Here is a 24,374-nt window from a genome sequence, read left to right on the forward strand (position 1 = left end):
CGGCGGGGTGCCGGGACACCCCGCCCGGGCGAGGAGAGGACGAGCTCATGGCCGCGGAACCCGTCATCGTCGAAGCCGTACGCACCCCCATCGGCAAGCGCGGAGGCGCGCTCGCCAACCTGCACCCCGCCTACCTGCTGGGCGAGACCTACCGTGAACTCCTCGGGCGCACCGGCATCCACGCCGACTGCGTCGAGCAGATCGTCGGCGGCACCGTCACCCACGCCGGCGAGCAGTCCATGAACCCGGCGCGCAACGCCTGGCTCGCCATGGGCCTGCCCTACGAGACCGCCGCGACCACCGTCGACTGCCAGTGCGGTTCCTCGCAGCAGGCCAGTCACATGGTCGCCAACATGATCGCCTCCGGGGTCATCGACGTCGGCATCAGCTGTGGCGTGGAGGCCATGTCGCGGGTGCCGCTCGGCTCCGGCTCCAAGCACGGCCCCGGCAAGCCCTGGCCGGACGAGTGGAACGTCGACCTGCCCAACCAGTTCGAGGCGGCCGAGCGGATCGCCCGCCGCCGGGGGCTCGGTCGCGAACGGGTCGACTCGCTCGGGCTGCTGTCCCAGGAGCGGGCCGCCGACGCCTGGGCCGAGGAGCGCTTCAAGCGGGAGACCTTCGCCGTCCAGGTCCCCACCACCGAGGAGGAGCAGGCCGCCGGGCAGGGCATGTGGCGCCTCGTCGACCGCGACGAGGGGCTGCGCGACACCAGCATGGAGGCGCTCGCCCGGCTCAAGCCGGTCATGCCCACCGCCGTCCACACCGCCGGGAACTCCTCCCAGATCTCCGACGGCGCCTGCGCGCTGATGTGGGCGTCCAAGCGGATGGCCCGCGCGCTCAAGCTCCGCCCCCGCGCCCGGATCGTGGCCCAGGCTCTGGTCGGCTCCGACCCGCACTTCCACCTCGACGGCCCCGTCGACGCGACCCGGGCGGTCCTCGGCAAGGCGGGGATGTCGCTCCGGGACATCGACCTCGTCGAGATCAACGAGGCCTTCGCCTCGGTGGTGCTCAGCTGGGCGCAGGTCTTCGACCAGGACCTGGAGAAGGTCAACGTCAACGGCGGCGCCATCGCCCTCGGCCACCCGGTGGGGGCGACCGGGGCGCGCCTCATCACCACCGCGCTGCACGAGCTGGAACGCACGGACAAGGAGTTCGCCCTGATCACGATGTGCGCGGGCGGCGCGCTGGCGACCGGCACCATCATCCAGCGGCTCTGACCCCCCAGGGGTGTCCGGGGCCCGGGACGGCGGCAGGAACGGCGCCGCGAAAGCCCAGGAGAACGCGGCAGGCCCCGCCCCTCCGAGCGGAGGGCGGGGCCTTGCGTATGCGTGCGCGGCTGCCGGTGGCGGTACGAGGTGCTCTTAGTACCAGCCGTTGGCCTGCCAGAACGACCAGGCGGCGTTCGGGCTGCCGTAGCGCTCGTTCATGTAGTTCAGACCCCACTTGATCTGCGTGGCGGGGTTCGTCTTCCAGTCGGAACCGGCCGAGGCCATCTTCGAGGCCGGAAGGGCCTGGACCAGGCCGTAGGCGCCGCTGGAGGAGTTGGTGGCCGTGAAGTTCCACCCGGACTCGTGCTCGACGATCTTGCTGAAGGCCTGGTACTGGCCAGCAGGGACGATCTTCTTGGCGATCTCCTGCGGGCTGGCGGCCGAGGCCGAAGCGGTCGTTCCCAGCACCGCACCCGAGGCGGCCAGCAGCACGGCTGCGGAGGCGGCGACGGTCTTCTTGCGGTCGGAGACACGAGTGGCGATGGAGCGGATCAAGGGAGACACCTTACGTCGGGGACATGTCTGCGCCGGGCGATTCGGGCAAGCCGGAACCAGAGCCCGGGGAATCCGGGAACCGGGGGATTCGGCCTGTCCGGGGGAGCAGCGGCGAACGCTTGCTGCCCGGCGACGTCCACCAGAGAAGCAGGGCCGGAAGAGCGACGCAACGACCCCTTGTACTAGTGCCCATCGCACCCCCGCGGAAGGTCCCGGGGCCGGACCCATGGCGTTTTCGCGGTCCAGAACCGGTTATGGGGGGATTTGGAAGGGTGTGACCCGCTACTACTCCGGGCCGTAGGGGACTTTGGTCGTGTGGGGCGCCTCACCGCGAAGGGACCCTTCCGAGGGCTCGAATGTGACCTGGGCCTCGAAGTTGGCCCGCCGCGTCGCCCGTCGCAGCGCCCGCAGGAGCGTGCCGCCGACGGTGAGCGTGAGGACGACGGTCAGCACGGCGCGGCCCAGGTCCCAGCCGAGCGAGGTCGCCAGCACGTAGGCCAGGAACCGCACCAGGTTCTCGTCCACCGGCTGCCCCGGCTGGAACGAGACCCCGTGCGCGAGACCACCGACCGTCACCCAGCCGTACAGATTGGTGACGGTGCCGTACGCGAACGCCGCGACGAAGCCGTAGGCCGCCAGCACCAGCAGCTCGCCCCGACCCCGCAGCCGCTCCGGCCCCGGCAGCAGACCGGCCCCCATGGTGAACCAGCCCATCGCCAGCATCTGCACCGGCATCCACGGCCCCACCCCGCCGGTGAGCAGGGCGGACGCGAACATCGTCACCGAGCCGAGGACGAAACCGAAGCCCGGCCCCAGAACCCGGCCGCTCAGCACCATCAGGAAGAACATCGGCTCGATCCCGGCCGTCCCGGCGCCCAGCGGCCGCAGCGCGGCCCCCACCGCCGCCAGCACGCCCAGCATCGCGACCGCCTTCGCGTCCATGCCGCAGTCGGCGATCGTCGCGACCACCACGCCGATCAGCAGCGGCAGCAGCGCCGCGAACAGCCACGGCGCGTCCGCGGCATGCGTGGTGACCGCGGCGTCACCGTCCGCGAGCAGCGGCCATCCGATGGCGATCAGCCCGATCACGGAGACGAGAAGGAGGGCGGCGACGGAACGCGGTCCGAGCCGGATCGGACGGGCCCCCGCGCTCACAGCGCCTCCCGTACCTGCTCGACCGTGAGCCAGGGCTGCGGGGCGAGGATCTTGGCGACCTGAGGGGAGAAGGCGGGGGAGGAGACGACCACGTCGGCGGTCGGGCCGTCCGCCACCACCTCGCCGGAGGCCAGGATCACCACGCGGTGCGCCAGCTCCGCCGCGAGTTCCACGTCGTGCGTGGCGAGCACGATGGCGTGCCCCTCGGCGGCCAGCGCGCGCAGATGCGCGACGAGCCGGCCCTTGGCCGCGTAGTCCAGACCCCGGGTCGGCTCGTCGAGCAGCAGCAGCGGCGGACGCCCGGTGAGGACGACGGCCAGGGCGAGCGCCAGACGCTGGCCCTCCGACAGGTCCCGGGGATGAGTCCCGTCCGTCACCCCCGGCAGCAGCTCCGACACGAGGGCGCGGCAGCTCCCGGGCGAGGCGCCCGCGTCCGCGTCGGCCGCCGCGCACTCGGCGGCGACCGTGTCCGCGTACAGCAGGTCCCGCGGCTCCTGCGGCACCAGGCCCACCCGCCGGATCAGCTCGCGGGGATCCGTACGGTGCGGGGCCCGGCCACCCACCAGCACACTGCCGGACGTCGGCTCGACCATCCCGACGAGCGAACCGAGCAGCGTCGACTTCCCGGCGCCGTTGCGCCCCATCAGCGCGACCGTCTCGCCCGGCGCGACCCGCAGGTCGACCCGCCGGAGCGCCTCGACCCGGCCCCGCCGCACCCCGAGCCCGCGGACGTCGACCAGGCCCGGCTCCCCGGCCCGCCCCGACGCTTCCACGCCGCCGCTCCGACGCCGGAACGGCGAGAACCGCCCCCGCCGCCCGGAGCCGGACGCCTCGGAAGCCGGGCCGGCGTCCCGCACCGGCGGCGCGGCCGGCACGGCCGGGACCGGGCTCGCCGGGGACACGTCCCCGAGCCGCTCCCGCAGCCCGGCCGCCTCCCGACGTGCGTCGCGGACCGTCAGCGGCAGCGGACTCCAGCCCGCGAGCCGGCCCAGCGCCACCACCGGCGGACACACCGGGGACACCGCCATGACCTCGGCCGGCGGACCCATCACACCCTCGGGCAGCAACAGCACCCGGTCCGCGTACTGCACCACACGCTCCAGACGGTGCTCCGCCATCAGCACCGTCGTCCCCAGATCGTGGACCAGCCGCTGGAGCACCGCGAGCACGTCCTCCGCCGCCGCCGGGTCAAGCGCCGACGTCGGCTCGTCCAGGACCAGCACCCGGGGATGCGGGGTCAGCACCGAGCCGATCGCGACCCGCTGCTGCTGCCCCCCGGACAGGGTGGCGATCGGCCGGTCGCGCAGCTCCGCCAGCCCCAGCAGGTCCAGCGTCTCCTCCACCCGGCGCCGCATCACCGCCGGCGCCAGACCCAGCGACTCCATCCCGTACGCCAGCTCGTCCTCGACCGTGTCCGTCACGAAGTGCGCCTGCGGATCCTGGCCCACCGTCCCGACCACGTCCGCCAGTTCGCGCGGCTTGTGCGTCCGGGTGTCCCGCCCCGCGACCGTCACCCGGCCCGTCAGCGTCCCGCCCGTGAAGTGCGGGACGAGCCCCGACACCGCGCCGAGCAACGTCGACTTGCCGACCCCCGACGGGCCGACGAGCAGCACCAGTTCGCCCTCGGGGACCGTCAGGTCCAGATTCCGCAGCGTCGGCGCACCCCTCTCGGCGTACGTCACCGAGACGTTCTCGAAGCGGATCACGAGGAGACCTCCTTGGCAGCGGGCACCGGAGCGACGAACGCGGGCAGCAGGCCCACCAGGACCGAGACGGCGGGCCACACCGGCAGCTCCGGCGCCACCAGGGGCACGACCCCCGGATGCAGGGCCCCGTACGCGTACGCGTTCGCCCGGATCATCAGCGCCGCCACCGCGACACCCGAACCGGCGACCAGCCACGCCCTGCCCCCCCACCGGTCCGGCCGGTACCGGGTCCGGACCGCCCGCCGGCCGCCGAGCCGCAGGCCGGCCATGGCCGCGACGAGTCCGGCGACGACGAGCGGCAGCCCGTACGAGGCGCCCTCCGCGGCCAGCAGACCGTACGAACCGGCGCACATCCCCAGCAGCCCGCCCAGCGTCAGCACGTTCGTCGTCCGCCGCACGGCCACCGGGACCTGCGCCGTACGCCCGTACCCGCGCGCGTCCATCGACGCCGCCACCGCGACCGACCGCTCCAGGGCGCCCTCCAGGACCGGCAGCCCGATCTGCAGAACCGCCCGCACCCCGCCCGTCGGCCGCCCCCGCAACCGCCGGGCCGTCCTCAGCCGCATCACGTCCGCGACCATGTTCGGCGCGAAGGTCATGGCCACCACCACCGCCACCCCGGCCTCGTAGAGCGCACCCGGCAGCGACTTCAGCAGCCGCGCCGGATTGGCCAGCGCGTTCGCCGCACCCACACAGATCAACAGGGTCGCCAGCTTCAGGCCGTCGTACAGCGCGAACACCACCTGCTCGGCGGTGACCCGGCCCCCGATCCGCACCCCCTGCGCCCACTCCGGCAACGGCACCTCGGGCAGCGTGACCAGCACGTGCGAACCCGGGATCGGCGAGCCCAGGACGACCGAGAACACCACCCGCAGGAACACCACGAACAGGCCCAGCTTCACGAACGCCCCGTACGAGCGCGCCCAGGGCGCGTCGGTACGGCGGGCCGCCACGACATAGCCGGCGACCCCGACGATCAGACCGAGGACCAGCGGATTGGTGGTGCGGGACGCGGCCACCGCCAGACCGAGCGCCCACAGCCACCAGGCGCCGGCGTGCAGGGCGTTGGAGCGGTTCGCCTCCGGGGCGCGCAGCGGTGTCATCGCCGGCGGCGGGCCTGCCGGACGGCCGCGCCACCGAGCAGGAGCACGGCCGCTCCGCCCGCGACGATCCCGACGGACGGGCCGGCGCCGTCGTCCTCCCCGGCGCTCTCCCGCGTGCCGTCCGAGGACGTCGGCCGACCGCCGCCCGGCTTCTCGGTGGCGGTCGCGCCGGACGGCGGCGTGTCCGCCACCTGCTCGCCGCAGCCCCGCGCCGGGTAGCCCGCGATCCCGCACAGCAGCGCGGCGCTGTCGTAGCGCAGCGGCTTGGCGACCGCCGCCAGCGCCTCCGCGCTCGTCGCGTCCTCGCGCACCTGCGCGCAGCCGGTCCTCAGCGCGGGCGCCGGCGGCTGCTCGCCCTGCGGCGCGTCCGCCGGAACGCCGAAGTCGACCACGACCGCGACGCGCTTGGTGCCGGCCTTCGCCCGGGTGTCGGCGCACACCGCCGTGAAGTCGGGGGCGACCGAGGGACGTGCCGCGTCGTTCGAGTCCTTGCTGACCGCGAAGCGGAAGCCGTTCACGTCGCCGTCCGCGGGCCGGGCCGTCGCCGGGCCCTGCGTGGCGTACGCCCATGTGCCGCCGCCGTCGCTCTCCCAGAACGACCAGTAGCGGTAGCCCGCGGCCTGCGCGGGTGCGGCGCCGGCCAGCGCCGCGAAGGCCGCCGCGAGCAAGGCGACGGCGAGCACGGCGGCGGACCGCGGCGCGGTGCCCGGGCGCGACCGGCCGGCCGGTCCCGGGGCGGCGCCGGCGAGCCGGGCCCTCACTTCTTGCGGCCGCTGATCAGGAAGCCGACGCCGACACCCACCACCATGCCGATGCCGATGATCCACCACAGGTCGAAGCCGGAGTCGTCGTCCTCGGCCTCGTCACCCGCCGAGGACGCGGCGGTGGCCGTGGCCTGCGGCGCCGGGCCGCTGGCGTTCAGCGCCTTGAGGAGGTCGGTCGAACCGAAGTGGCGCGGGTCGACGCCCATCGCGTTCGAGGCGAAGACGAGCTGCGCGTAGGCGGCGGGGCCGTTGTCCCGGGCCCAGCCGAGGGCGTTCTGCTCCAGCCAGGTCAGTGCCCCGTTCGCCTCCTTCATGGCGCCGGACGCGGCGAGCGCGACGACCGCGTCGGCGGTGTTGCCGAAGTCGGGCAGCGGGGCCGTCTCGGCGGCGCCGGGCATCGGCGGGGTGTCCAGGTGACCGGTCTTCGCGAGGGCGGTGGCCAGGTAGGAGGCGCCGTTGAGGGCGGCCCGCTCGGCGGTCGGCTTGGGCAGGTCCGTGCAGACCGGGGCCTGCTCCGGCGTCACACCGCGGGCGGTGATGCCCTTGCCGAGACCCGCGAGGGTGGCGGCCGCGGTGGCGTCGGCGTTCGCGAGCAGCTTGCCGCTCTTGTCGGGCTGGTAGGCGAAGGCGCCCGCGCCGTCCTTGACCGCGCAGGGCACGGCGAAGCCGAGCAGCGCGTCGTACGGGGTCTTGCCGGCGGTGGACCTGACCTCGCCCGGCTTCTCGCCCAGGGCGGCGAGCGCGCCGATCACGATCGAGGTGGAGTTGGCGTCGCTGGGGCTGCCGGGGTTGTAGCCCCAGCCGCCGTCCTTGTTCTGCACGCCCTTGAGCCAGCCCGCACCGGCCTTGGCCGCCTTGCCGACCGCCTCGGGGTCGGCGCTCTCGCGCCGCACCCCGGACAGCGCCTGGACGGCGACGGCGGTGGCGTTGGTGTCGAGCATGGTGGCCGGGTCGCAGGGCTTGGCCGGATCCGGACGGTACGAGGCGAAGGCACCGCTCTCGCACTGCTGACGCTGCAGCCAGGTCACGGCCTGCTCGGCGGGCTGGACGTTGTTCGTCCGCTGGGCGATGAAGGCGAGCGACTGGCGCCAGACACCGTCGTACGTCGGGTCCTTCTCGCCGTACAGCCCGGCGGGGATCACGGGCGCGGGGGTGGGCGACGGCGACGGCGCGGCGAACGCGGTCGGGGCCATCCCGGTGCACAGCACGGTGGCGGCTGCGAGCGCGGCGGCGCCTCGGCGAACGGTGATCATGCGTGCTGGCCTCTCCTGCGGCCGGGCACCGGCACGCACAAGGGCACCAGGCTCGGCTCCGTATTCCTCGACGGTGCCGGCGCTCACGTCCCGGACGGGGCATTCCGACTCACCGACGGCGGCCTGGGAGGCTGCGAGGACGGCTCACGGTTGCGGGTCAGCGCCGGATTCCCACCGGCTTCCCCCCGCACGGGCATGATGACGACGCGCCCACTGTACCGGGCCGTAGGGGGCCCGCCCCGTGGGTGCGAGGCGCCTCACACCGCGACGTACGCCACCGGGTCCGTGCCCTCGGCCCGCTCCGCCCGTCCCAGCTTCACCAGCCGCCGCACATGGGCCTCGGCCTCGCTGACGGCGATGTTCCGCGACCCGCTCGGGATCTGCTCCCACGGCCGGTTCCACTCCATCCGCTCGGCCAGCTGCCAGGGCGTGAGCGGCGTCGTCAGCAGGTCGAGCAGGCCGGTCAGCCGCTCCTCGTGGTGGTCGAGCAGTTCGCGCACCCGGCCGGCGGCGTCGGCGAAGGCGTGCTGGTGGGCGGGGAGCACCTCGGCGACGCCGAGGCGGCCGATGCGCTCCAGCGAGTCCAGGTAGTCGCCGAGCGGATCGGTGACGGTGGCGTCGTCGGGGTCTTCGTAGAGCCCGATGTGCGGGGTGATGCCGGGCAGCAGGTGGTCGCCGGAGAAGAGCCGGCCGTGGCCGGGCAGTCGCGCGGGATGCTCCTCCTCCAGGTGGAGGCAGACGTGCCCGGGCGTGTGGCCGGGGGTCCAGATCGCCCGCAGCCGCCGTCCGGCCAGGTCGAGCAGCTCGCCGGGGACGATCTCGCGGTCGGGCAGGGCCGAGCGCAGCCCGGGAAGCGCCCGGATCCGGCGGCCCGACCGGGCGGCGAGCAGCGGGGCGGTGTGCTCCTCGGGGGCGCCGACGGCGGCCAGCTTGCGCGCGAGGTAGTCGAGCCAGGCGGCGGGCTCGGAGGCGCGGGTGCGGCGTACGACGTCGGTGTCGGCGGCGTGCATGGCGATCCACGCACCGGACTCCTCGCGGACCTTGCCCGAGAGGCCGTGGTGGTCGGGGTGGTGGTGGGTGATGACGACACCGTGCACCTCGCGCACGGAGGTCCCCAACGCCTCCAGCCCGTCGGAGAGTTCGCTCCAGGACGCCGGATCGTCCCAGCCGGTGTCGATCAGGACGGGACCGCGATCGGTGTCGAGGAGATGGACGAGGGTGTGGCCGAGCGGGTTGTCCGGAATGGGAACCCGGATCGACCAGACGCCTCCACCGTGCTCGGTCACCTGGGTCATGGGCCCTCATCTCTGCGCGACGCACGGCACTTGCTCGACCAGGGCCACTATAACGAGAACTGACGATGCGTCAGAGAGGGTGGGCGAATCATCCCCGCACCGCCTTCGCACCGGCGGGGGGCGGGGGTCCCGCGCGGTGGAGCGGCCGCCGCCCGTCATGAGACGGACCCCGCTCCAGCGGAGGAGCCAGGTGGACGCGGCGGCGGCCGTCCCCCGAGCTTGTCGGCGCCCGCGGTTCGGTGGGGAGTGGGGTGATGTGTAGGCGGGTGTGGGGTTGGCTGGCCTACTGTCGGTGGTCTGGTGCCGGGGTTGCGTCGGGGGTGTGGGTTGGTCGGCGATGTCGGTCGGGTGTTCGTCAGTCATGCGGGGGCGGACCGGGCGTGGGCGGAGTGGGTGGCCTGGCAGTTGGTGGATGCCGGCTACGAGGTGGAGCTGGACTACTGGGACTGGGGCGCGGGGGAGAACTTCGTCCTGAAGATGAACGCCGCGCTGGCCTCGGGGCGGATGCTGGCGGTGTTCTCGGAGGCGTACTTCGACCCGGTCCGGTTCACGACCGCGGAGTGGACGGCCGTCCTCGCGGCGAAGCAGAAGCTGATCCCGGTGCGGATCGACTCCACGCCTGCCCCGCCCGTCCTGCGCCCACTGCTCGCGCCCTCGCTGGCGGGCCTGGGCGAGGACGAGGCGCGGACGGTGCTCCTTCAGGCGGTGGGCGGGCCGCGCCGTCCTGACGGCCGGCCCGGATTCCCCGGCGATGCGGGCCGGTTACGGGGGGTGGGCGGCTCGGTTCCACGGCTGCCGGGCAGCCTGCCGCGGGTGTGGAACCTGCCGGGGCGCAACGCCGGGTTCACCGGCCGGGACGATCTGCTGGTGCGGCTGCGGCAGACACTCGCGTCGGGTTCCCGGGTGGCGGTGCAGGCTCTACGCGGCCGGGGCGGGGTGGGCAAGACGCAGCTGGCGATCGAGTACGGGCACCGGTTCGCCGGGGAGTACGAGCTGGTGTGGTGGATCCGCTCCGAGGAACCAGCCCTGATTCCCGATCAGTTAGCGGAGTTGGCGGTCAAGACCGGAGCGGCGCAGGCCGGCATCGCTTCGGGTGAGGCGTGCGAGGCGCTGACGGAGGAACTGCGCACCCGGGGGCGTTGGCTGCTGGTCTTCGACAACGCCGAGGACCCCGCCGCCCTGAGCCCGTTTCTGCCCGGGGGGAACGGGCATGTGCTGATCACCTCCCGCAATCCCCACTGGCACGACCAGGCTGTGGCGGTGGAGGTGGACGCCTTCGCCCGCACCGAATCGATCACCCTGCTGCGCTCCCGTGTCCCGGGTCTGAGCGAGGCCGATGCGGACCGGCTGGCGCAGCCGCTGGAGGACCTGCCGCTGGCCCTGGTCCAGGCCGCCGCCCTCCTCACCGACGGCCTCACGGTCGCCCAGTACCTGCAACTGCTCCAGGAGCGGATCAGCGAGGTCCTGGACGAAGGCTGCCCCGACACCTACCCGGTCTCGCTGGCGGCCCAGATCCGCCTGAGCACCCGACACCTGGCCACGACCCGACCCGACGCGTTGACTCTGCTGCGGGCCTGCGCGTTGCTGGCACCCGAACCCTTCCCCCTGCACACGTGCACCCACCCCGTCACCGACCCGTCGCCGTCGCTGACGGGACTGCTCAGCAACCCCCTCGCGGTCCGCACCGCCCTGCGTGCCCTTGCCGCGCAGGGTCTGGCACGCATCCAGGACGGCACAATGCAGTTGCACCGCCTCACCCAGGCCGTGATCCGCGACCAGCTCACCCCGGCCGACTACGCGGATGCGGCCCGGGCCGCGGAAACCCTCCTCACCGCCGCCTATCCCGGTGGCGCAGCGCACCCTGAGACCTGGCCCGCCTGGCCCGCGCTGGTGCCCCACCTGCTCGCCCTGGAGCCCGGTGACTTCACGACTGCGGACGGCCGGTTCGCGGCATGCGAGGCATGCTGGTACCTCATGGACCGCGGCAGCGCTCCCGCCGCCCTGCCCCGCCTGCAACAGCTGCACGACACCTGGACGCAGCAACTGGGCCCGGACCATCCGCACACCCGGTGGGCCGTCAACTACCTCACCCGCGCCTACGGCGAGACCCACGACCTCACGAAGGCCCACGCCTTGGCCGAGGACACGCTGGCCCGCCGACGGCGGGTGCTGGGTGAGGACCACCCCGACACACTGAGCAGTGCCCACAGTCTCGCCATCCGGCTGGCTGCGCTGGGGGAGAACGAGGCCGCACGCGCCTTGGCCGAGGACACGTTGGCCCGCAGGCGGCGGGTGCTGGGTGAGGACCATCCCAACACTCTGCGCAGCGCCAACAACCTGGCCATCCGGCTGGCTGCGCTGGGGGAGATCGAGGCCGCCCACGCCTTGGCCGAGGACACGTTGGCCCGCAGGCGGCGGGTGCTGGGTGAGGACCACCCCGACACCCTGACCAGTGCGCACAACCTCGCGATCTGGCTGGCTGAGCTGGGGGAGAACGAAGCCGCACAGGCCCTTGCCGAGGACACGTTGACCCGCCGACGCCGGGTGCTGGGTGAGGACCACCCCAACACCCTGCGCAGCGCCAAGCAGCTCGAAGAGCTGGCGGAAGACGGATCCGCCTGATCCGGCGCCAAAGACGCGGATAGCCGAACGGCGCGGGCAGGCGAGGCCGAGGCTCTGCGGCGCCGTGCCGGCCAGCCCGAGCAGCGGGAGTCGGACCCGGACACCCGTCGACGACATGGAACGAAAGCTCGGAGGGCGTCCGCCGGCCCAGAGACGGCTTAAGCGGCATGACACAGGCCCCACCCGCGCCGAACCCGCTGGTGGGGGCCCGTCCTGCCCTGAGCCTGGCCAAGTATAACTAGAACTGGTATCAGTTCTGAAACACAGTCAGAAACCATCGCGGGTTCCGGGAGGCAGTCGGTCATGACCGAGCTTGTGGAGCACGGAAAGCTGTTCATCGGCGGAGCACTGGCCGACCCGCTCGGCGGTGATGTCATCGAGGTCGTCTCGCCCCACACCGAGGAGGTCATCGGCCGGGTGCCGCACGCCTCCGAGGCCGACGTCGACCGGGCCGTCGCCGCCGCGCGCGCGGCCTTCGACCACGGCCCCTGGCCGCGGACGACCCTGGAGGAGCGGATCGAGGTCGTCGGCCGCATCAAGGACGCCGTCGCCGTGCGCCACGAGGAGATCGCCCGCTCCATCTCCTCCCAGAACGGCTCCCCGTACTCGTGGAGCGTGCTCGCGCAGGCGCTCGGCGCGATGATGGTGTGGGACGCCGCCATCACCGTCGCGCGCGACTTCCCGTTCGAGGAGCGGCGCGCGGGCGTGCTCGGGCCGCTTCTGCTGCGCCGCGAGCCGGTGGGCGTGGTCGCCGCCGTCGTGCCCTGGAACGTGCCGCAGTTCACGGCCGCGGCGAAGCTCGGCCCCGCGCTGCTCGCCGGCTGTTCGGTGATCCTCAAGCCGTCGCCGGAGTCCCCCCTCGACTCCTACATCCTCGCCGAGATCGCGGCCGAGGCCGGACTGCCGGAGGGCGTGCTGTCGATCCTGCCCGCCGACCGCGAGGTCAGCGAGTACCTGGTCGGGCACCCGGGCGTCGACAAGGTCTCCTTCACCGGGTCCGTCGCCGCCGGCAAGCGCGTGATGGAGGTGGCCTCGCGCAACCTCACCCGCGTCACGCTGGAGCTCGGCGGCAAGTCCGCGGCCGTCGTCCTGCCCGACGCGGACCTGGCGACCGCCGTCGCCGGGATCGTCCCCGCCGCCTGGATGAACAACGGCCAGGCGTGCGTCGCCCAGACCCGGATCCTCGTACCGCGCAGCCGGTACGACGAGATCGCCGAGGCGTTCGCGGCGGCGGCCGGCGCGCTGGCCGTCGGCGACCCGCTCGACCCGGCCACCCAGGTCGGCCCCCTGGTCGCCCGGCGCCAGCAGCAGCGGTCGCTCGACTACATCAGGCTCGGCCAGGAGGAAGGCGCCAAGATCCTCACGGGCGGCGGCCGGCCGGCCGGACTCGACCGGGGCTGGTACGTCGAGCCCACCCTCTTCGGCGGTGTCGACAACACGATGCGCATCGCCCGGGAGGAGATATTCGGCCCGGTCATCTGCCTCCTGCCCTACGGCGACGAGAACGAGGCCCTGCGCATCGCGAACGACTCCGACTACGGGCTGAGCGGCAGCGTCTGGACCGGGGACGTGGAGCACGGCGTCGACTTCGCCCGCCGGGTGCGCACCGGCACCTTCAACGTCAACACCTTCAGCCTCGACATGCTGGGCCCGTTCGGCGGCTACAAGAACTCCGGCCTGGGACGGGAGTTCGGTCCCGAGGGACTCGGCGCGTACCTGGAGCACAAGATGATCCACCTGCCCGCCGGCTATGAGGGGCCCGGTGGCGCGTGATGGGGGACCGCTGGCTCGTGGAGGTCGACCGGGGGGTCTGCATCGGTTCCGGCATGTGCGTCAACCACGCTCCGCACGGCTTCCGTCTGGACACGGCCCGTCAGTCGCACCCCACCGCACCGGAGTCGGACGCGAACGAGGGCGTCCTCGCGGCGGCCGAGGGCTGCCCGGTGGAGGCGATCCTGATCACCCTCCTGGACGGCGGGGAGCCGGTCTTCCCGCCGGAGGAGTAACCGAGGAGTCGTTCCCACGTGCAAAACTTCTGCCTTGATCACGGGGGCAACGGGCCCGCGTGCGCCCAGGATCGGGAGCGTTGTGCGCAAGGCGAAGTGGGTGGCTGCGGCCGCCGGTGTGGTGATGCTGGTCGCGGGCTGCGGCGGCGAGGGCGGTTCGGACAAGGGCCAGGGCGGTTCGTCGTCGGCGGGCTCGACCGCCGGGTCCTCCGGCGGCGGCTCGGAGGCGGGCGGCGACCTCGACGGCGCCGCGGTCACCAAGGAGATCGCGGCGGCGGCCACGGCCGCCGGCTTCACCGAGAAGACCTCGGACGACCCGGTGCCGGCCGAGCTCAAGAACTGCATGGTGTCCTGGCAGGCCGACGCCGACAAGGCGGCCGACCCGAAGAAGTCCTTCGACGCCACCACGGCGGCGCTGGGCAAGGGCGGCTGGAAGGAGGGGCAGAAGGTGGACCAGAGCGGTTCCACCGTCATGTCCCTGACCAAGAGCGACTGGACCGTGAAGGCCAGCCGGCACGGCATGTCCGGCTTCCAGATGGTCCTCTTCGTCGCCACGGACAACGGCGCCGAGTGCGAGGCGCTGTTCAAGGCCGACCTGGAGAAGAACAAGAAGTCCTGAGGGCTGCCCGAGGGCCTGTCGGTCGCCGCGACGGCGTCGGCGCGCGTCGCCGGCCGGGCCGGCCGGCGGCCGGCCGCTCAGTGCGAGGCCGTGAGCCGTCCGCGGCCCTCCGGGGGCGTGGCCGGCTCGGCCGGCGCCGTCAGGTCGATCAGCCGGCAGACGGTCTCGATGTCGATCTTCACCTGCGCGATCGACGCCCGGCCCGAGAGCCAGGTGATCAGGGCCGAGTGCCAGGTGTGCTCGATCACGCGCACCGCGGACAGCTGCTGCGGTGTCGGCTGCTCCAGACCCATCGAGTCCAGGATGATCGCCGTGGTCACCCGGGACACCGTGTCCACCTCCGGGCTGACGCTCCGGTCGGCGAACGTCAGTGCCCGCACCATCGCGTCCGCGAGCTGCGGTTCCCGCTGGAGCGCGCGGAACGCCCGCATCAGCGTCTCCGCCACCCGCTCCGCCGCCGTCGCGCCCGCCGGAGGCCGCTTCCGCAAGGTGGTGTGCATGTGCTGGAGCTGGTCCTGCATCGTCGCGACCAGCAGATGGATCTTGGAGGGGAAGTAGCGGTACAGCGTCCCCAGCGCCACCCCGGCCGCCTCGGCGACCTCACGCATCTGTACGGCCTCGAAGCCGCCCCGCCCGGCCAGCTGCGCGCTGGCGTGCAGGATGCGGCGACGGCGCGCCTCCTGGCGCTCTGTCAGGGGCGGCGAGTCGGGTCTGTCTTCCGCGGTCATGGGTCCCGTTCCGTGCGGTGAGGGAGCGACAGTATGGCGCGCTGCCCGCCGTGGCGCGAATCACCTGATCCGGCTCTTACGGCGGAGCTACCTGCCGGTAGATTCAGTGCTCCTTGAAGGATCAAGAACGATCAAGTCTGTAACTTGTTCTAGATTAGCGCGAGCGGTTACGCTCCCGCGAAACGCAAGCTCGAAGGGGGCAGCGAGTGACCGCTGAGGCCATAGAAGCAGGCCCCCGCCAGGGCGTCGCCATCGACGGTGACCGTCCGTTGCGGATCGCTCTCCTGACGTACAAGGGGAACCCGTTCTGCGGCGGCCAGGGGGTCTACGTACGGCACCTCTCCCGCGAACTGGCCCGCCTCGGGCACAGCGTCGAGGTCATCGGCTCGCAGCCCTACCCGACCCTGGACGAAGGCGTTCCGCTCACCGAGCTGGCCAGCCTCGACCTCTACCGGTCGCCGGACCCGTTCCGCACGCCCAAGCGCGACGAGTACCGCGACTGGATCGACGCGCTCGAGGTCGCCACCATGTGGACCGGCGGCTTCCCCGAGCCGCTCACCTTCTCGCTGCGCGCCCGGCGCATGCTCGCCGCCCGCCGCGGCGACTTCGACGTCGTGCACGACAACCAGACGCTCGGCTACGGACTCCTCGGCGGCCCCGGCGCGATCGGCGCCCCCCTGGTCACCACCATCCACCACCCCATCACCGTCGACCGGCAGCTCGAACTCGACGCCGCCGCCGACTGGAAGCGCCGCGCCTCCGTCCGCCGCTGGTACGGCTTCACCCGGATGCAGAAGCGGGTCGCCCGCCGGCTGCCGTCCGTGCTGACCGTGTCCGGCACCTCCCGCCAGGAGATCGTCGACCACCTCGGCGTACGGGACGCCCGCATCCGCGTCGTCCACATCGGCGCCGACACCGACCTGTGGTCGCCCGACCCCTCCGTCGCCGAGGTCCCGGGCCGGATCGTCACCACCTCCAGCGCCGACGTCCCCCTCAAGGGCCTGATCCACCTGATCGAGGCCCTCGCCAAGCTGCGCACCGAGAACCCGGCCGCCCACCTCGTCGTCGTCGGCAAGCGCGCCGAGGACGGCCCGGTCGCCCAGGCCATCGAGCGCTACGGGCTCCACGACGCCGTCGAGTTCGTCAAGGGGATCTCCGACGCAGAGCTCGTGGACCTCGTGCGCTCCGCCCAGGTCTCCTGCGTGCCCTCCCTGTACGAGGGGTTCTCCCTGCCCGCCGCCGAGGCCATGGCGACCGGCACCCCCCTCGTCGCCACCACCGGCGGCGCGATCCCCGAGGTCGCGGGCCCCGACGGCGAGACCTGCCTCGCGGTGCCCCCCGGCGACGCGGGCGCGCTCGCCGCCGCCCTCGGCCGGACGCTCGACGACGCCGAGCTCCGCGCCCGCCTGGGCGCCGCCGGCCGGGCGAGGGTCCTGGCGAACTTCACCTGGGCCCGGGCCGCCCAGGGCACGGCGGACCTCTACCGCGAGGCCATCGCCCGCCAGGGAGCGCGCCGGTGACCGCCCGCGGACACCGCGCCGCGCCGAACCACCACCCCCACTCCCGCCCCGCGGGATCCCCCCTGTCCCGCACCGCGGGTACGACTCCGGGCCGCCCCGCGGCCCCCGGCCATCCGGAAGGGCAGACCTCGTGCTGACCGTCGACTTCACCCGCTTCCCGCTCGCCCCCGGCGACCGCGTGCTCGACCTGGGCTGCGGTGCGGGCCGGCACGCCTTCGAGTGCTACCGGCGCGGCGCCCAGGTCGTGGCCCTCGACCAGAACGGCGAGGAGATCCGCGAGGTCGCCAAGTGGTTCGCGGCGATGAAGGAGGCCGGCGAGGCCCCGGCGGGCGCCACCGCGACCGCCATGGAGGGCGACGCGCTCAACCTGCCCTTCCCCGACGACTCCTTCGACGTCGTGATCATCTCCGAGGTCATGGAGCACATCCCGGACGACAAGGGCGTCCTCGCCGAGATGGTCCGGGTGCTCCGCCCCGGTGGCCGGATCGCGATCACCGTCCCGCGCTACGGACCCGAGAAGGTCTGCTGGGCGCTCTCCGACGAGTACCACGAGGTCGAGGGCGGCCACATCCGCATCTACAAGGCCGACGAGCTCCTCGGCAAGATCCGCCAGGCCGGCCTGCGGCCGTACGGCAGCCACCACGCCCACGCGCTGCACGCCCCCTACTGGTGGCTCAAGTGCGCCTTCGGCGTGGACAACGACAAGGCGCTGCCGGTCCGGGCGTACCACAAGCTCCTGGTCTGGGACATCATGAAGAAGCCCGCCGTGACCCGGGTCGCCGAGCAGCTGCTCAACCCGGTGGTCGGCAAGAGCTTCGTGGTCTACGCGACCAAGCCCCACCTGCCCTCCACCGGCTCCGACGCCGCCGGGGCCGGCGCGTGACGAGTCCCGAGCGGATCGCGGAACACCTGCTCCTGCCCGGTGTCCTGACCGCCGAGCAGGCCGCCGAGACCGTCGCCGGCATCCTCGCCGGCCAGCGCGCTGACGGCGCCATACCCTGGTTCCGCGGCCACCACCTCGACCCCTGGGACCACACCGAGGCCGCGATGGCCCTCGACGCGGCCGGCGAACACGCCGCCGCGGCCCGGGCGTACGACTGGCTGGCCCGGCACCAGAACGGCGACGGCTCCTGGTACGCGGCGTACCACGACGGCGAGCACGACCGGGTCACCGACCACAGTCGCGAGAGCAACTTCGTGGCCTACGTCGCCGTCGGCGTCTGGCACCACTACCTGGCGACCGGCGACGACGCCTTCCTCGACCGGATGTGGCCCGTCGTCTACGCGGCCGTCGAGTTCGTGCTGGCGCTCCAGCAGCCGGGCGGCGAGATCGGCTGGAAGCGCGAGGCCGACGGGACACCGGTCGACGACGCACTGCTGACCGGCAGTTCGTCCATCCACCAGGCACTGCGCTGCGCCCTCGCCATCGCCGAGACGCGCGAGGAACCGCAGCCCGACTGGGAGCTCGCGGCCGGCGCCCTCGGACACGCGATCCGCCGTCACCCCGAGCGCTTCCTCGACAAGTCCCGCTACTCCATGGACTGGTACTACCCGGTCCTCGGCGGCGCGCTCACCGGGCCGGCGGCGAAGGCCCGCATCGACGCGCACTGGGACGACTTCGTGGTGCCCGGACTCGGCGTCCGCTGCGTGCTGCCCAACCCCTGGGTGACGGGCGGCGAGAGCTGCGAACTCGCCCTCGCCCTCTGGGCGACGGGGGAGTCGGACCGGGCCCTGGAGATCCTCCAGTCCATCCAGCACCTGCGGGCCGAGGGCGGCATGTACTGGACGGGATACGTCTTCGAGGGCGACACGGCCGTGTGGCCCGAGGAGCTCACCACCTGGACCGCCGGATCGCTGCTGCTCGCCGTCGCGGCACTCGGCGGCGACGAGGCGACGGTGGCGGTGTTCGGCGGCGAACGGCTGCCGAAGGGGCTCGATCCCGACTGCTGTTGACCATTTGGGAACAGTGTTCCCCAAACGGTAAAGCCACGGCAAAGTGGTCCTCTCCCCGGTTCTACGATGTCCGCGTTCATGGCTGGCATGAACATGCGTGACAGATGCGGGAGAGCAGGACCAAGTGGACGGTGCGGGGACTGTCAGCGGTAGATCCGGAGCTGCGGCCGAGGAGCTGGCGAGCGAACTGCTCGCCCTGAAGAAGGCGTCGGGACTGAGCTTCGCCCAGCTCAGCCAGAAGACCCACTACGCGAAGTCGTCGTGGGAGCGATGGGTGAACGGCAAGCAGTTCCCGCCGCGTGACGCGGTCGAGAGCCTGGCCCGGCTGTGCGAGACGCCGCCGGCGCGGCTCCTCGACGTCTGGGACCGGGCCGACGGGGAGCGGGCACTCGCCACCGGGCGGGAGTCCGAACTCCCGGAGTCCGGCACGGGCGCCGGTGCGGCGGAGGCGGGCGCTGCCGCCGACGCCGTGCCGCAGCCGGCCGTCGCGGGCGTGGATGCCGCCCCCGAGGCCGGTGCCGAGGCCGCCCCGGCGCGGCGCGGACGCCGCGGGCTGTGGATCTCGGCCGTCGTCGGTCTGGCCCTGGTGGCGGGCGCTGCCGCCGCCTACGCCTACGCCGGCGTCGGCACCGGCGGCGAGGAGCCGGCCGCCCGGCCCACCGTCAAGATCGCCGGCCCCGCGACGGGCTGCGAGGGGACCGGGTGCGAGGGCAAGGACCCGAAGAAGATGAACTGCGGTGCCGACGCCGTCACCGTACGCACCGGCTCCATCCCCAAGGACCTGGTGATGGAGCTGCGGTACAGCAAGGCCTGCCAGGCGGCCTGGGGCCGCATCACCTTCGCCGAGGTCGGCGCCACCGTCGTCGTCAACAACTCGGACGGCGCCGCCGCGGCCGACGTCGTGCACTACGACCGGGACGTCTACACGCCCCTGATCGCGGCGCCGGAGTCGGGCTCGACCTGGGTCTGCGCCTCACTGCCCAAGGGCAAGCAGAGCTGCACCGGCTACTTCGTGCCCAGCCAGGAGCACTGACCCGGGCTCAGACGGACGTGGGGCAGCCGTACGTGATGTCGATCGCGACGACGCCGGAGCCCAGGCCGAAGCTCTGCCCCGGACGCAGCTGGTCGATGAAGCCGCTGGAGAACTTCAGCCAGGCGCAGTCCTCGTTCCGCGCGTTGGTGACCCAGCGCGCGGTACGCGTCTTGGCGCTGGTGGTCTGCCAGCCCGTGTCCTTGTACATGGTCAGGATGGCGCCGTTGCCGTCCTGGAAGCAGACGTAGGGCCAGGGGCACGAGGCCGCGGCGGCGGGGCTCGCGGTGGCGCCGCTCAGGCACGTCGCGGCCAGCAGTCCGGCGAGGGCGACGGACGCGGACTTCGAGCGGTTCTTCCGGTTGTTCCGGTTCTTCATGGACTCACCTGGAGGGGACGGGCGTGGAAGCCGGCCCGGAGGAAGCACCGGGCCGGCACGCGGCACGCGAGGAAGACGGACAACCCGACGCACCCCCGTGTCGTCGGGTCGTTCGGGACGGAAGACTGCCAACCCTCCCGCTGCCGGGTCTTGGACAAAAACGAACAGCGGGCGACGTCCCGTCGGGCCCGGGTCCCACGGGCCTCCCGCGCCCGCCGGTTCGGCCGGCCGGCCCGTCGGCCCGCCCGTCCCCGACCCCGGTCAGCCGGCCAGCCAGGGACTCGCCGCGGCACGCGCCGCCAGGAACCGGCCCGGCGGCATGCCCGTCATCGCCCTGAACTCGCGGCTGAGGTGGGACTGGTCGCAGAAACCGCAGCCGAGCGCGGCGTCGACGGCGGAGCTCCCCGCCGTCAGCAGCCGGATCGCCCGGTTGAGCCGCAGGATGCGGGCCAGGCGCTTCGGCGGCAGCCCGATCTGCTCGCGGAATCGATTCTCCAGATGGCGCAGGCTCCACCCCGTCCGAGCCGCCAGCTCCGTCATCGGCACGGCCCCCGACGTCCGGTTCAGCAGCTGCCAGGCCCCCAGCACCGCCGGCGACGGCCCGCGGGACGGCGCGGCCTCGGCCGCCCAGCGCAGCAGCGTCTCGTCGAGCACGGCGAACCGGCCGTGCCAGTCGGGAGCGGCCTCCAGCGCGCCGGCGAGATCCCGGGCCCGGCGGCCCAGCACGTCGGCCGGATCCGTCACCGTGTCCGCGAGCTCGCCCAGGGGGGTGCCGAACAGCCGGTACGCCGCCCAGGGCGCGAGGGTCAGCTCCACCCCGTGCAGGTCTCCCTGATGACCCAGTACCCGCGCACGGGTGTGCAACCCCGACACCACCGACGTGTGCACCGGGGCACGGTCCCCGGACTCCCGCCGGACTCCCGCCCGACCGATCCGCATCTCGCTGCCGAACCCGATGAGCAGCGACACCCGGCCGCTCGGCACCACCAGCCGCTCCTGAGCCAGACCGGCCGTCGACCGGAAGCCCCTGTACACCCCGATGCCCGGCCGGAGCCGCGCGTCCGGCCGCGCGTAGAACCACTGGCATCTCCCGCCCGCCTCACAGACACGGCGCCTCACCATGAACGAAGTCCCCCCAGGGTCCGGAACCGTCCCGGACCGTCCCGGACCGTCCCGATCACTCTCGGATCACCCGGTCGGGGAGGGCCAGAGACGGCGCCGTCCCAGGGATGGAGCGGGACGTCCCACGGCCCTGACCTGCCGTGATGCCGCGAACGAGGGACATGCGGACGACGGGTGGAGCCCGGCGAGGCCGGACTCGCGGGCGCCGAGGTCGGCGACCGGGTCCCTAGCCCGGTTCTCCGGACGCCTCCCGGGAACCCCGGCCGTTCAGCTCCGCGAGGACCCGTAGGGTCGCCGGGTCCGGCGCCGTCACCAGCAGGTCGGTGACCGGGCCCTTGCGCCAGAGCTCAAGCCGTTCGGCGATCCTCTCCTCCGGTCCGACGAGCGAGATCTCGTCAGCGAAGGCGTCGGGCACGGCGAGCACGGCCTCCTCGCGCCGCCCGGCCGCGAACAGCTCCTGGATGCGCCGGGCCTCGGCCTCGTACCCCATCCGCCCCATCAGGTCGGCGTGGAAGTTGCGGGCCGCGTGTCCCATGCCGCCGATGTAGAAGCCGAGCATCGCCTTGACCGGCAGCAGCCCCTCGGCGAGGTCGTCGCAGACCCGGGCGCGGACCAGGGGAGCGACCAGGAAGCCCTCGGGCAGCGCCGCAGGCAGGTCGTACACCTGCGCGTACCGGGTCGGCGACCAGTAGAGCGGCAGCCAGCCGTCCGCGAGGGTGAGGGTCTGGGCGATGTTCTTCGGCCCCTCGGCGCCGAGCAGGACGGGCAGGTCCGCCCGGAGCGGGTGGGTGATCGACTTGAGCGCCTTCCCCAGGCCGGTGCCGTCCGCCCCCGCGTAGGGGTGGGAGTGGAAGCGCCCGTCCAGCGCCACCGGCTCCTCGCGGCGCAGCACCTGGCGGACGACGTCCACGTACTCGCGGGTCGCGGTGAGCGGGCTGCGCGGGAAGGGGCGGCCGTACCAGCCCTCGACGACCTGCGGTCCGGAGAGCCCCAGACCGAGCATCATCCGCCCGCCGGAGAGATGGTCGAGGGTGAGGGCGTGCATGGCCGTGGCGGTCGGGGTCCGGGCCGCCATCTGCGCGACGGCGGTGCCGAGCCGGATCCGGCTGGTGTGCGCGGCGATCCAGGTCAGCGCGGTGAACGCGTCGGACCCCCAGGCCTCGGCCGTCCACACGGAGTCGTAGCCGAGTCCCTCGGCCTCCCGGGCGAGCGCGAGGTGGTCGGGGGAGGGGCCGCGTCCCCAGTAGCCGAGGGCGAGTCCGAGACGCATGGACCCCACCAACCTTTCTGACGGGTCGTCAGTTCATGGATGGGGGGACTGTACGACAACGGCCCCGCCCCCGGAAGGGATTCCGGGGGCGGGGCCGTCGGGCGGTACTGCTGCCGATGTGTCCGGTCAGCCGCGCTGGATGCCGGTCGTGTCCTGCAGGACACCGCGCCGGCCGTCCTGGGTCTGGGCGATCAGGCCGGGACCACGCTGCTCGACCGCCAGGTACCAGGTACCGGGGGCCAGTTCGGCGATCGGCGACGGCGAGCCGTCCTCGCCGTACAGCGGACGGGCGACCGGGACCGCGAACCAGAAGGGCGAGAAGTCCCCCGAACCCTGCGGGGCCTGGGCCTGCGGGGCCTGGGCGGCGGCCGGCGGCTGCTGGCCCTGGGCACCGAAGGGGGAACCGTGCGGCTGGCCCTGCTGCGGGTCGGGCTGCCCCGGGTACGGCTGCTGCTGGGCGCCCGGGTAGCCGTAGCCGTTCGGGACGCCGGGCTGGCCCGGCTGCACGCCGTACGGCTGCTGCGCCTGCGGCGACGGAGCGCTCATCAGCGGGGCCTTCAGGGCCGGCACCAGCGGGCTGGCGACCGCCGCGCCCGCGAGGACCAGAGCGGCGATCAGGCCGAGGATGAGGCCGGCGCCGGCGTTCTCCGACTCGAAGACCCACATGAGCAGCGTCCAGGCGGAGGCGATGGCGAACGCGGCACCGACCTGGCCGAGCTCCAGGCCGGCCACCTTGCGCTGCTGCGGCAGGCCGTGCGAGACGACGACCAGCGCGGCACCGGCGATGCCGAGGAAGAACGAGCCCCAGCCCAGCGGCGAGATCTCCCAGGAGTTGGGAATGTCGATGGAGTCGCAGATCGACGCGCTTGCTTCACAGCTCGAAGTGCCGAGGAACGAGGCGATGAACAGCACCACCGCTGCACCGATCAGCACGCCATCGCCTCGAGTGAGGGAGCGGATATTCACGTAAGAGTCCTTCGTCGGGTCGTCTCGTCGGGGTGGCGCGAAGCACGGGGGCGGCCCCATCGTACGGAGCGAATCTATCGCTCGCCGGTTCTACCCCTCGAGGTAGGTCCTGATGCCGTCCGCGAGCCCCTGTGCCGCCTTCTGGCGCCACGCCGCATCGGTCAGCAGTGCGGCGTCCTTCGGATCACGCATATTGCCGCATTCGACGAAGACCTTGGGGACGGTTGAGAGATTGAGCCCGCCGAGATCGTCGCGGACGTCCAATCCCGTACCGGAACCGATGTAGTTGGAGGGTGATGTGTGCGTCGCGCGCGCGAAGTGTGTGGCGATGTCCTCGCCGAGCGCACGGGACGGGCCGACGATCTTCGCGGTGTCGGCGCCGCCGGAGTCCACCCGTGCGGGCAGGATCACATGGAAGCCACGGTTCCCTGTCGCGGAGCCGTCGGCGTGCACGGACACGACGGCGTCGGCCCGGGCGGCGTTGCCGGTCCGGGCCCGCTCGTCGATGCACGGGCCGAAGGGGCGGTCGGCGTCATGGGTCAGTACGACCTTCGCGCCCAGCCCCTTGAGGAGATCGCGCAGGCGATGCGAGACGTCCAGGGTGAACGCGGCTTCGGTGTAGCCGGCATTGGTCGACGTGCCGGTCGTGTCGCACTCCTTGCGTGCGGTACCGATGTCGACCTTCTGATTGATCTCCTTGGAATGCCGGAAATTGCCGGGGTTGTGTCCGGGATCGACGACGACCGTGCGACCGGCCAGGGGAAGCCGGCCGGGAGCGTCGTCTCCGGAGCCCGTGCTCCCCGTGGTGCCGGTCGCCTCCGCCGGGCCGGACGGGTCGGCAGAGGCGCGAGGCGCCGGAGAGGACGATGTGGCGTCGGGCACACCCGACGCGTTGTCGGCCGCCCTGCCGCAGCCCGCCAGCGCGACACACCCGAGGGCGCATCCGAGCAGGGCGAGGGTGGGGGCGAGGGACTTCCGGTGGTCGTACGGCACCCCGCGACTCTAATGCGAGCCGCCGGAGGCGATGCGCGGCCCGCCGATCACGATCGAATAGTTCGTCGGCGCTGCGTGACTGTGGAGGGATTGTGACGGGTATGGGGAGGGTGCGCCGGTGAGCGGC

Annotated in this window: 22 protein-coding genes and 1 riboswitch; of the genes, 9 read left to right on the top strand and 13 right to left on the bottom strand. The window is 73.1% G+C overall.

The annotated features are described in order from the left end of the window. Nucleotides 1-47: 47 nt before the first annotated feature. Complete coding sequence (locus ACE1OA_RS24240) at nucleotides 48-1,217, top strand: steroid 3-ketoacyl-CoA thiolase (protein ID WP_356598296.1); 1,170 nt, start codon at nucleotides 48-50, stop codon at nucleotides 1,215-1,217. Nucleotides 1,218-1,361: 144 nt separating this feature from the next. Here the strand turns inward: ACE1OA_RS24240 and ACE1OA_RS24245 are convergent, their stop codons facing one another. The 7 genes from ACE1OA_RS24245 to ACE1OA_RS24275 all read right to left on the bottom strand — a co-directional run bounded on the left by ACE1OA_RS24245 (nucleotide 1,362) and on the right by ACE1OA_RS24275 (nucleotide 9,039). Next, nucleotides 1,362-1,763, bottom strand: coding sequence for a transglycosylase SLT domain-containing protein (locus tag ACE1OA_RS24245; RefSeq protein ID WP_147977813.1), 402 nt, complete (start codon nucleotides 1,761-1,763; stop codon nucleotides 1,362-1,364). A 285-nt stretch (nucleotides 1,764-2,048) separates the two neighbouring features. Beyond that, complete coding sequence (locus tag ACE1OA_RS24250; RefSeq protein ID WP_384867529.1) at nucleotides 2,049-2,918, bottom strand: ECF transporter S component; 870 nt, start codon at nucleotides 2,916-2,918, stop codon at nucleotides 2,049-2,051. Next, nucleotides 2,915-4,624 (bottom strand): ABC transporter ATP-binding protein, encoded by a 1,710-nt coding sequence (locus tag ACE1OA_RS24255; protein WP_432753374.1) that lies wholly within the window; start codon nucleotides 4,622-4,624, stop codon nucleotides 2,915-2,917. The genes ACE1OA_RS24250 and ACE1OA_RS24255 overlap by 4 nt, the downstream gene beginning before the upstream one ends. Continuing rightward, nucleotides 4,621-5,727 (bottom strand): energy-coupling factor transporter transmembrane protein EcfT, encoded by a 1,107-nt coding sequence (locus ACE1OA_RS24260; protein WP_384867531.1) that lies wholly within the window; start codon nucleotides 5,725-5,727, stop codon nucleotides 4,621-4,623. Before ACE1OA_RS24260 ends, ACE1OA_RS24255 begins: the two co-directional genes overlap by 4 nt. After that, entirely contained in the window at nucleotides 5,724-6,410 is a 687-nt protein-coding gene (locus ACE1OA_RS24265) for an SCO2322 family protein (RefSeq protein WP_384867533.1), read from the bottom strand. Before ACE1OA_RS24265 ends, ACE1OA_RS24260 begins: the two co-directional genes overlap by 4 nt. Nucleotides 6,411-6,484: 74 nt before the next feature. Continuing rightward, entirely contained in the window at nucleotides 6,485-7,744 is a 1,260-nt protein-coding gene (locus ACE1OA_RS24270) for a prenyltransferase/squalene oxidase repeat-containing protein (protein ID WP_384867535.1), read from the bottom strand. 97 nt (nucleotides 7,745-7,841) lie between these two features. Beyond that, a riboswitch (cobalamin riboswitch) is annotated at nucleotides 7,842-7,929 on the bottom strand. 72 nt (nucleotides 7,930-8,001) lie between these two features. Continuing rightward, the gene (locus tag ACE1OA_RS24275; RefSeq protein WP_356598286.1) at nucleotides 8,002-9,039 is read right to left on the bottom strand and encodes an MBL fold metallo-hydrolase; all 1,038 of its coding nucleotides are present in this window, start codon (nucleotides 9,037-9,039) and stop codon (nucleotides 8,002-8,004) included. A 348-nt stretch (nucleotides 9,040-9,387) separates the two neighbouring features. Here ACE1OA_RS24275 and fxsT point away from each other — a divergent pair, with 348 nt between their 5' ends. From fxsT to ACE1OA_RS24295, 4 genes are all read left to right on the top strand, one after another. Then, nucleotides 9,388-11,661 (top strand): FxSxx-COOH system tetratricopeptide repeat protein, encoded by a 2,274-nt coding sequence (fxsT, locus tag ACE1OA_RS24280; protein ID WP_432753375.1) that lies wholly within the window; start codon nucleotides 9,388-9,390, stop codon nucleotides 11,659-11,661. Between the two features lie 303 nt (nucleotides 11,662-11,964). Next, the gene (locus ACE1OA_RS24285) at nucleotides 11,965-13,434 is read left to right on the top strand and encodes an aldehyde dehydrogenase (protein ID WP_356598284.1); all 1,470 of its coding nucleotides are present in this window, start codon (nucleotides 11,965-11,967) and stop codon (nucleotides 13,432-13,434) included. Next, nucleotides 13,434-13,667 carry a ferredoxin gene (locus ACE1OA_RS24290; RefSeq protein ID WP_147977806.1) on the top strand — a complete coding sequence of 78 codons (234 nt, stop codon included), beginning with the start codon at nucleotides 13,434-13,436 and terminating at the stop codon, nucleotides 13,665-13,667. The genes ACE1OA_RS24285 and ACE1OA_RS24290 overlap by 1 nt, the downstream gene beginning before the upstream one ends. An 82-nt stretch (nucleotides 13,668-13,749) precedes the next feature. Next, nucleotides 13,750-14,286, top strand: a complete 537-nt coding sequence (locus tag ACE1OA_RS24295; RefSeq protein ID WP_384867543.1) for a hypothetical protein — start codon at nucleotides 13,750-13,752, stop codon at nucleotides 14,284-14,286. Nucleotides 14,287-14,363: 77 nt separating this feature from the next. On the opposite strand, the gene ACE1OA_RS24300 is transcribed toward ACE1OA_RS24295, so the two are convergent. Beyond that, nucleotides 14,364-15,014, bottom strand: coding sequence for a TetR family transcriptional regulator (locus ACE1OA_RS24300; protein WP_432753376.1), 651 nt, complete (start codon nucleotides 15,012-15,014; stop codon nucleotides 14,364-14,366). Between the two features lie 206 nt (nucleotides 15,015-15,220). On the opposite strand from ACE1OA_RS24300, the gene ACE1OA_RS24305 reads away from it, so the two are divergent. The 4 genes from ACE1OA_RS24305 (at nucleotide 15,221) to ACE1OA_RS24320 (ending at nucleotide 19,520) form a co-directional block, all read left to right on the top strand. Then, a complete protein-coding gene (locus ACE1OA_RS24305) occupies nucleotides 15,221-16,534 on the top strand; it encodes a glycosyltransferase family 4 protein (protein ID WP_356598277.1) in 1,314 nt (437 codons plus the stop codon). 130 nt (nucleotides 16,535-16,664) lie between these two features. Further along, complete coding sequence (locus ACE1OA_RS24310; protein WP_356598275.1) at nucleotides 16,665-17,417, top strand: class I SAM-dependent methyltransferase; 753 nt, start codon at nucleotides 16,665-16,667, stop codon at nucleotides 17,415-17,417. Continuing rightward, a complete protein-coding gene (locus ACE1OA_RS24315; protein WP_356598273.1) occupies nucleotides 17,414-18,487 on the top strand; it encodes a prenyltransferase in 1,074 nt (357 codons plus the stop codon). Before ACE1OA_RS24310 ends, ACE1OA_RS24315 begins: the two co-directional genes overlap by 4 nt. Before the next feature lie 97 nt (nucleotides 18,488-18,584). Next, complete coding sequence (locus ACE1OA_RS24320) at nucleotides 18,585-19,520, top strand: DUF2690 domain-containing protein (protein ID WP_386541638.1); 936 nt, start codon at nucleotides 18,585-18,587, stop codon at nucleotides 19,518-19,520. 7 nt (nucleotides 19,521-19,527) lie between these two features. Here ACE1OA_RS24320 and ACE1OA_RS24325 read toward each other — a convergent pair whose 3' ends face one another. The 5 genes from ACE1OA_RS24325 to ACE1OA_RS24345 all read right to left on the bottom strand — a co-directional run bounded on the left by ACE1OA_RS24325 (nucleotide 19,528) and on the right by ACE1OA_RS24345 (nucleotide 24,247). Further along, on the bottom strand, nucleotides 19,528-19,896 hold the full coding sequence (locus tag ACE1OA_RS24325) for a hypothetical protein (protein WP_386541640.1): 369 nt from the start codon (nucleotides 19,894-19,896) through the stop codon (nucleotides 19,528-19,530). Nucleotides 19,897-20,157: 261 nt separating this feature from the next. Continuing rightward, complete coding sequence (locus ACE1OA_RS24330; RefSeq protein WP_386541641.1) at nucleotides 20,158-21,018, bottom strand: helix-turn-helix domain-containing protein; 861 nt, start codon at nucleotides 21,016-21,018, stop codon at nucleotides 20,158-20,160. A gap of 226 nt (nucleotides 21,019-21,244) precedes the next feature. Then, nucleotides 21,245-22,288: an LLM class F420-dependent oxidoreductase gene (locus ACE1OA_RS24335; RefSeq protein WP_386541643.1), complete on the bottom strand. Its 1,044-nt coding sequence runs from the start codon at nucleotides 22,286-22,288 to the stop codon at nucleotides 21,245-21,247. Between the two features lie 126 nt (nucleotides 22,289-22,414). Continuing rightward, nucleotides 22,415-23,254 (bottom strand): DUF5336 domain-containing protein, encoded by an 840-nt coding sequence (locus tag ACE1OA_RS24340; RefSeq protein WP_386541645.1) that lies wholly within the window; start codon nucleotides 23,252-23,254, stop codon nucleotides 22,415-22,417. 90 nt (nucleotides 23,255-23,344) lie between these two features. After that, entirely contained in the window at nucleotides 23,345-24,247 is a 903-nt protein-coding gene (locus ACE1OA_RS24345; protein ID WP_386541647.1) for an N-acetylmuramoyl-L-alanine amidase, read from the bottom strand. Nucleotides 24,248-24,374: the final 127 nt, after the last annotated feature.

The organism is Streptomyces sp. JL2001, assembly GCF_050917515.1.
GTDB lineage: Bacteria > Actinomycetota > Actinomycetes > Streptomycetales > Streptomycetaceae > Streptomyces.